Source organism: Streptomyces sparsus, assembly GCF_054776295.1.
Window position 1 is genome coordinate 1 of the sequence record NZ_BAAHCA010001404.1, and the last position, 882, is coordinate 882.

The 882-nt window shown below is 74.0% G+C and carries 1 protein-coding gene; it reads left to right on the top strand.

Annotated elements, in window-relative coordinates; translation table 11 throughout:
- Nucleotides 1–169 precede the first annotated feature (169 nt).
- On the top strand, nt 170–826 hold the full coding sequence (locus ACYVE9_RS28705) for an MBL fold metallo-hydrolase (RefSeq protein ID WP_461030807.1): 657 nt from the start codon (nt 170–172) through the stop codon (nt 824–826).
- Nucleotides 827–882 lie beyond the last annotated feature (56 nt).

Consider the following 882-nt stretch of genomic DNA (forward strand, 5'->3'; position numbering starts at 1 on the left):
GGCTGGCTGGCCGGCCGTACCCGCGGCAGCGGGCTGACCACCGACGCACCCGCCCTGCCGGTCCTGCCCCCGCTCTGAGCACACCGCCCCGACCCGCGCAGCCGTCCCGATCGCCGCACCCCGCACAACCGGTCGCCGCCCGGCGACCGGCAGGAGAGGAGCACCCCCCATGCCCTACAGCGGAAAGGTCACCGTCGGCGGAGCCGCCGACGTGCTCGAACTGGCCGACCCGATGATCTCCAAGGTCGCCGTCGGCCCCATGAACAACAACGCCTACCTGCTGCGCTGCCGCGCCACCGGTGAACAGCTGCTGATCGACGCCGCGAACGACGCGCCGACGCTGCTCTCCCTGATCGGTGACGACGGCGTGCGCACGGTCGTCACCACCCACCGCCACGGCGACCACTGGCAGGCGCTGGAGGAGGTGGTGCGCGCCACCGGTGCCCGCACCTGCGCCGGCCGGGACGACGTGGAGGGCATCCCGGTGGCCACCGAGGTACCGCTCGCCGACGGCGACGAGGTGGCCGTCGGCGAGTGCCGGCTGCACGTCCGCCACCTGGTCGGTCACACGCCGGGCTCGGTGGCCCTCGTCTACGACGACCCGCACGGCCACCCCCACGTCTTCACCGGCGACTGCCTGTTCCCCGGCGGAGTGGGCAACACCTTCGGTGACGCGGACAACTTCGCGACCCTGCTGGACGACGTGGAGACCAAGCTCTTCGGTGAACTCCCCGACGAGACCTGGGTCTATCCCGGCCACGGTGACGACACCTCGCTCGGCGCGGAGCGTCCGGCCCTGCCGCAGTGGCGCGAACGCGGCTGGTGACCCGGCCGTCCGCGGACGGCGCCCGCGGCCCGGGCCGTCGGTCCGGCATCGGCCGG